Source organism: Bacillus sp. Root131, assembly GCF_001429475.1.
Taxonomy (GTDB): Bacteria; Bacillota; Bacilli; order Bacillales; family Bacillaceae_G; genus Bacillus_A; species Bacillus_A thuringiensis_S.
Map to the genome: position 1 here is coordinate 1 of NZ_LMJQ01000028.1, position 7,333 is coordinate 7,333.

The window sequence follows — 7,333 nt, forward strand, 5'->3', positions numbered from 1 at the left end:
TACTCCATCACCAATTGGGAAAATCGTTGTATCGTATCCTTCATGATTAAGGGCACAATCTGCCCAAAATCAGAATAGATGTATTCATCAGTTATTTGGATTAACTGCTTAGGAGTGGATTCCAGAAGGAATCTATGCCTTTTTTGCGTTTGTCCATTATTTGCACCAGAACCCATATGAGCAAATAGAATACACAACGAAAACCATAGAACTTTTCCCAGATACAGATCAAGTTCGTGTTGATATAAGCGAAACGGAAGGGATGTTTAAAGTAGAAAGTGTAGAGCTAATATGTCTGGAAGGTTGAAATAAAAAATACCCTTAAAAAAGTATAGATTAATTGATCTGTACTTTTTTAATTAAGTATAGGAGAACAAGTATCCTGATCTGAGGATGAGTAAACTTCGCACGAAATACCGTTTTTACGAACAATAAGATGTATAAATAAAAATCTAATACAGTATTTAGGGATTTCGAGCAAAATTGTATGAATCTCTGCATATTGTTATGTGTCTATATAATTCATATTTTATATAGGAATCATTAAATACTGAACGATTCATTGAAAAATTTTAAAGTAAATTACCTTTTAATATATAGAATTTTTTCTTATGTTGATCTAATTACCTCCTCATAATCATGATTAAATTAACCAATTCATGTTAGATAACGAATTTTAAACAGTTTTCATATATTGATTTTTTGTATGAATTTATATATAAAATTGTTTTATTTTACATACATTTATATGTAGTTTTTGCACTAATTTTCATGGTCTTATACAAAATTATCACTTAGTTATAATTTTTATTTGACTAAATACACTATACCATTCAGTTTTGAGTATATTTTAGTATTTCATAATTTAATTATGTAAATAAGTTTGTGTAAAAATTGAATTTCATGCGAATTTATGTTTGCTATTTGTATTAGAATAAAATGAAATACAAATAGCAAACAATGTCAAAAACAAATGCAATATATAATATACGGTTTTAATGACAGGATATATTTTGGATTGAATATTTATTCTTCACCAGGCTATCTATTTCCATTGAGATAAATGTACTAATACGGTATCGTCCCTTATATAATCAATACTATTGCTGTTAAAGTCATTATTTGTAATTTGAGCTTTTAATCATACAATCATTTACGTGCCTTATACTAATAAATAATATCTTTTATTAATTAATCATGTCCAACAAAAATTTTTGATTTAAATTTCCGTTTCGTTTATTGATTGTAAGTATCGTTCCATTAGTGGTACTAGAACTAGCCACTTCTAAAACATATCGGGTGTCTGTCATATTTACAAAATAATAGGTACCCGACCCAGCATTTTGAAGAAACCAGAGATGATCATCGTTATTTGGAATAGGGAGTTTAACAGTAGGTACACTCCAAGTCCATGCTAGTACTAAGGAAGGATCCCTTTGACTTTTAATTTGATACGCAGATTTAGTGCTATCAAATTCAAAAATCCATTTTTGGTTAATATCATTATTATTGTTGGTCCATAATTTCACAAAGTAATCTGACGTATAACCAAAATAATCTTCAGACATCTGCAGAACGCTACTATTGTTTAGGGCAGTCTTAATCTTATATACACCATCCTGAAACTCTTGGTTTACTTTATTTAAGTAAAATTTTTGCTGTGCATTATTATTTTTTCTATTGACTATAACATTTGTCCCATTAGTAGTACTAGAGTTTTCTATCTCTAATACAAATTGAGTGTCTTTCATATTTGTTAAAAAAATGGAACCATCTGCTGTACTTTCAAGAATCCAGAATTGTGAATCGTTCCAACGATTAGTAGAAGCAAAAACTTTATTTGATCCAGGAGTAGAATCCCATGTTAGTACTAAATAGCGAGCTATTAGGTTTTGAATACTGTAAGCACGGGTAGTTTGATTAAAAACTAAAATCCATTTTTGATTAATAATATTATTATAGTCCCATAACTTAACAGGATAATCATGTGTATTTTCGTCATAATATTCAGTAATTTGAATAGCACTTCTATTATTTACGGAAGTTATGATATTAAATATGCCTCTTAGGGGTTGAAAACTCTCATGAATCAATGGCTGCATAACTTGAATTGCGTGTATTTTGACACTATAGCTTGCATAATCTTGAATATTAAAAAATAATAAGCGTTCCCTTGCAATATATGCAGATATCTCAAACCCTATAGGAATAGCTTTCATAAAACTACCTGTTTGGGCATTTTGGATTGCAAATACGATATTATAAGTATAATTGGTTTGTGATGATGTTTGGCGTCCCCAAAAAAGCCAAGCAGATTGCTGTTGTACGTAGAGGTTTGTAAAAGTTTCTGTAATTACAGTGGTTAATTGTTGTAGCACTGAATTAGCCAGATTAATTCCTAATAAAGATTTAAGCTCTTCTATCACCTTATTTATCATGGACTGTACTTGATTATTAGTTTGTGATAAAGTACGTGTTACATAATTCACATTTATAGCTCTAGGATAAACGTGAGTAGCTATTCCTAATCCCCTTTCTACATCAAATCTTAATGTGTCCTCCCCGAAGTTGGATGTAGTAGGTACTAGTGCAGATTGAAATGCATTAGCTAACTCTATAGCTTGAGGTAAATGAATGATATCTTCTATGTCTGCGATGTCTAAAGTATTAGTGTTGTATCCCGGATTATTCACACGTAGAATAATAACTCTTGCACGTGATTGCCCTTGCTCCCGTAGATTTTGGTTAAATTCTGATTGAGCCATGCACTCGCCCCCTGGATATCCTCTGTAAATAGATAGAAATTGACACTATTATATAATATTTAAATAAATGAAAAATCATGAATAAAGTAATCTCCTATTTTTGAAGATAATCATGTAGATTTAACGTTGGGGTTTTATGAATTTTTAAAACTAATCCTATGAAAGTATTCTTTGATTTCTATGGAGTGGTACAAGATTTAAAAGTAAAATAGCGATACTTAAACCTGGATAACTCTTAAAATTTATATATATGTGAAGTTAAAGGTAACAAAACAGCATTCCTCACGTTGGAATGCCGTTCAAGGAAAAATAAAAGAAAAAAATATATATGATTCCGTGCTCTTCTCCATTTTTATCAATAATAGCTATCATAAGGCTCTCTTTTTCAGCAAATTAATCTTTGAAATATGCTTATTTTTATTTAAGCTGATTGTTATTGTGGCTACGTCCACACGTACAACCTGTATAATAATTATTGTTATATCCATGCTCATGCGAACTACTTGAATTATGGCCATAATTATTATTATATCCATGCTCATGCGAACTATTTGAATTATCGTCATAATTATTGTTATATCCTCGTTCACAAGTAGCACGTGTATTTTGTAGATACGCTGTATTTTCATTTATTGTTTCTACACTAATTCCATTCAAATTTGTATATACTTCATTTCCATTATGCTTTCTCCAGCATAAAAATAATTCATTTTTATCTTCAACAACATGAAGGTATCTACCCTGTGCTTCTAAAGTCCCTCCAGAATATACATAAATACAGTCCCCTCTTTTCAAATTCAAAAATGAACGATTATTCATCAGCTATTCTCCTCTCTAATTTTCAGATCATTGATCCATTAAAAATAATATTTCACAATACACTAAATTCGCTTTAAGAAAAATATTTATTTTTTTAGAATATTACCTAAAGAATGTCTCATGTATAGAAATATTTTAATCAGTTATGATATAGGGAGTCTGATCGTACGTGCTAGTCTTTTATTTTTCGAATCATTACAGGTTACATTATAAATATCTAATCTAACTGAAAACTGTTCTAAAATTAAATATGTGCTCTGAGATGCACCACCGGATAAAAAGATAGGTATACTACCAAAATAATCACTATACCAGTTAGGAAAATCTCTATACCTTGTATGATAATGACCACAAAAAATTTCTGCAACGCTGTATTGTTGTAGTGATTTTTCGAATCTTGTATTAGGTCCTCCAGCCCAAACATCTGGTCTGTTAACATTTAAAACAATGATTTTCCCGTTTCTTCTAGCTGTTTCTAATTGATTTTCGAACCAATTCAGATTTTAAAATATATGATACTCAGTAAGACTAGTAATAGTCGGGCCAGTTTGCTTATTCATTGTGGGGAAACTTTGCAATTGTATAGAGTATATTGATCCGAAATTTACTGTATACGCAAACTTTCTAGGTGTCATGTAACAGCAAAACCTAAATAATATCCCCCTGATTCTGTTCTATAGTCAAATTGAGATGATGGTATACCACGCCCTTGAACATGATAAATTAAATTCACAAGAGAACTCTTAAAACACCCGTTATTTACGAAGTCATCAAAATTATTTTCAATATTATGGTTGCCTAATCGATAATAATAGGATCTTCTTAATGTTCTAAAAAAATCTTTTATCTTACTCCATTCAGGATTAAACAAATCATCATGTCCAAAGGAAGTCATATCTCCATTTATCAGCACAGATGTATTTGGTACAGTATCCGTATACAAATTTATATTATTATATTGTTCACGTATCAATGCTTCGAAACGTCTTTTTTTCGCAAATTGATTTTCTGGACGACCTGGGCAGGGGTATTGCAGTTTTGACATGAGCTATTGTCCTGACAATCTGTCCAAGGATATTGAGGATCAGAAGTGATGACTAAAGATTGTATCAAGTCAAGCGGCGCAGCAAAATTTAAATTTTGTTGTTGGTTTCGCCACATTGTATGTCCCTCACCTTATCTATTTACAAAAGCTATGTTAATAGATATAATTTTTCATATTTCAATCATTATAGTTCGGATCACAATTACAATTTGGGTAATTGTGATGACCACAATTATCGTCGGTTGATAATTTTTCTATGCTAATAAAATTAATATTGGTATAAATTTTATTCCCTTTTTCATTGCGCCAACATAAAAATGTCTGATTGTTATCTTCAACTAAACCAACATACATTCCTTGTCCTTCTAGCTTTCCAGAAGAGTAAATTTGAAGATATTCATACTTTCTAAGATCCAAAAATAAATGTTGTAACATAATCACACACCCCTTTTTTAAATTATAAATACATTTAAACAATAAAGAATAGAAATGGGACTAAATAGAACTCACTTAGAAGCCTTTTCACGCTCGTTCCACAAATTTAAGATAAAAATAATAAATTGGTGTAATAAAGAAAAAGTGTGTATACAGTCTAAGAAATCTTAAATTCAAAAATGATAATATTTAGAATGCCTTGAAAAGAAGATTAACAGGAACAGTTTTAAAGATATGCTATGGGGCAAAAATTTATGCCCATTTAGATTAAAGGGAAGGATTTCCAAAAAGCAATACATTTAGAAATGCAGTTGCCCACTTGTTATTATTTTTTTTAACTAATTAAAATCAATGCATAGAATTTGATTATAGAAAAATAATAAAAAAATCTTATATATAAAGGTGGGAGGCGCATGTCTTTAGATATGAATAAACTTGAGAGAATAATGAATGAAAATATTGAAACCATCCAAACAAATAACTTACAAGAACTAAAATGTACATTAGTAAAAAAATTTGATATTTGTGCAGATTTAATAGAACATTCTTTGCAATTGAAAACAAAAACGAATGTATTACTATATTATCTTGAGGGCCTTACAGATGGTGTTGCACTAAAAGGGAGTGTCGTTACCCCATTATTACAAGAAGTTAATGAAGACATGCAAGTATTTAATTCTAATATTATTACTACTCATACCAAAATAGTATATACATGGAATGAAATTAAAGAGGGATTGCTCGCGGGGCAATGTGTATTGTTTATGGAAGGAGAACAGAGGTCCCTTCTTATCAACACAAAAGGATGGGCAGAAAGAGCGATTCAGGAACCTATTTCTGAAGTTACTATTAAAGGCTCACATGATGGGTTTATTGAGAATGCCACTAAAAACATAGGCCTCATTCGAAGGTATATTCCTTCTGCAGAGTTGAAAATAAAAAAATTGAAGATTGGAGAGCGGGCCACTACTTTAGTATATTTACTTTACTTAGGTGATGTGGCAAACGAAGATGTAGTACATGAAGTCAAGACAAGAATTTGTAAAATCAAAACGGATACAGTATTGAGTATTGGTGATTTGGACTCCCTTTCCACAGTCTTATATAAGTGAGCGTCCAGATGCTATTTCTAATCAAATCCTTGATGGTAAAGTGGCAGTTTTAGTTGATAGATCCCCTAGCGTAATGATTGTTCCAATGAATTTAGTTGGTTTTTTCAGACCCCTGATGATTACAATGTCCATTGGTTAATTGCATCGTTTTTCCGCCTATTAAGATTTTTAGGATTTATTATTGCTATTTTTTTACCCGCAATATATATTACAATGGTTTCATTTCACTTTGAAATTATTCCTTTAGATCTATACATTTCTATTGCAACATCAAGAATTAAAGTCCCCTTCTCACCTTTATTGGAAGCTTTTATTATGGAAATCACATTAGAAATGCTTCGTGAAACTGGAATTCGTCTCCCTCAACCGATTGGGCAAACAATTGGAATTGTTGGAGGTATCGTAATTGGGCAGGCTGCTGTTCAAGCAGGACTTGTGAGTAATGTTATGGTTATTATCGTATCTATTACTGCTATTTCATCATTTGTCGTTTCTAATTATGATTTATCAAGTTGTATTCGTCTTATTCGTTTTCCAATGATGTTATTTGCCTACTTTTATGGAATTGTAGGTATTGTTAGTGGATTAATGCTCCTATTTGCTCATTTTGTCACAATAACCTCATATGGTTCGCCGTATGGGCTACCAATTGCACCTTTTCGTTTACAGGAACTAAAAGATTCTTTTGTAAGATTTCCTAATCATCTGATAACTGATCGATCTAGTACAGGACAACCAAAGCAAACAAGAAAACAGAAAGGGAATTAAAAGGAGGTAGTTTCTATGAGGAAACATAACTTTCAATACTTAACTTCATTTGAATATATTGTTTTTATTCATTCGCTACAACTTGCATCAGGTATGTTAATTATGCCAAGCCCACTTGCCAATATTGCAGGTACAGATGGTTGGATTGCTATTATTTTTGGATGGATGATAACTTCGGTAATCGGAATAGCTATAATATTGGTAATGCAAAAAAATCCTAATAAAAATTTCCCCCAGATTCTAACGAGTTATTTTGGTAAATGGCTGGGAACATTCTTTATTATTATATTTGGTTCTGGTGCAAATAATGGACAAACGCAAAAAAAGGCATAGATTCCTTCTGGAATCCACTCCTAAGCAGTTAATCCAAATAACTGATGAATACATCT

Annotated in this window: 4 protein-coding genes and 2 pseudogenes; 2 read left to right on the forward strand and 4 right to left on the reverse strand. The window is 31.0% G+C overall.

Annotated elements, in window-relative coordinates; all coding sequences use genetic code 11:
* Positions 1-1,187: 1,187 nt before the first annotated feature.
* The 4 genes from ASE54_RS26755 to ASE54_RS26770 form a co-directional block, all read right to left on the reverse strand.
* On the reverse strand, positions 1,188-2,765 hold the full coding sequence (locus ASE54_RS26755) for an RICIN domain-containing protein (RefSeq protein WP_000079177.1): 1,578 nt from the start codon (positions 2,763-2,765) through the stop codon (positions 1,188-1,190).
* Positions 2,766-3,182: 417 nt separating this feature from the next.
* Complete coding sequence (locus ASE54_RS37260; RefSeq protein WP_001065346.1) at positions 3,183-3,584, reverse strand: hypothetical protein; 402 nt, start codon at positions 3,582-3,584, stop codon at positions 3,183-3,185.
* A gap of 631 nt (positions 3,585-4,215) precedes the next feature.
* Positions 4,216-4,629 (reverse strand): hypothetical protein, encoded by a 414-nt coding sequence (locus ASE54_RS26765; protein WP_003310456.1) that lies wholly within the window; start codon positions 4,627-4,629, stop codon positions 4,216-4,218.
* A 177-nt stretch (positions 4,630-4,806) separates the two neighbouring features.
* On the reverse strand, positions 4,807-5,064 hold the full coding sequence (locus ASE54_RS26770; RefSeq protein ID WP_000939067.1) for a hypothetical protein: 258 nt from the start codon (positions 5,062-5,064) through the stop codon (positions 4,807-4,809).
* Positions 5,065-5,510: 446 nt separating this feature from the next.
* Between ASE54_RS26770 and ASE54_RS26775 the strand changes: the two are divergent.
* A pseudogene (locus tag ASE54_RS26775) lies at positions 5,511-6,944 on the forward strand (spore germination protein).
* 15 nt (positions 6,945-6,959) lie between these two features.
* Positions 6,960-7,229 (forward strand): annotated as a pseudogene (locus ASE54_RS26780) (GerAB/ArcD/ProY family transporter); the annotation flags it as partial.
* Positions 7,230-7,333: the final 104 nt, after the last annotated feature.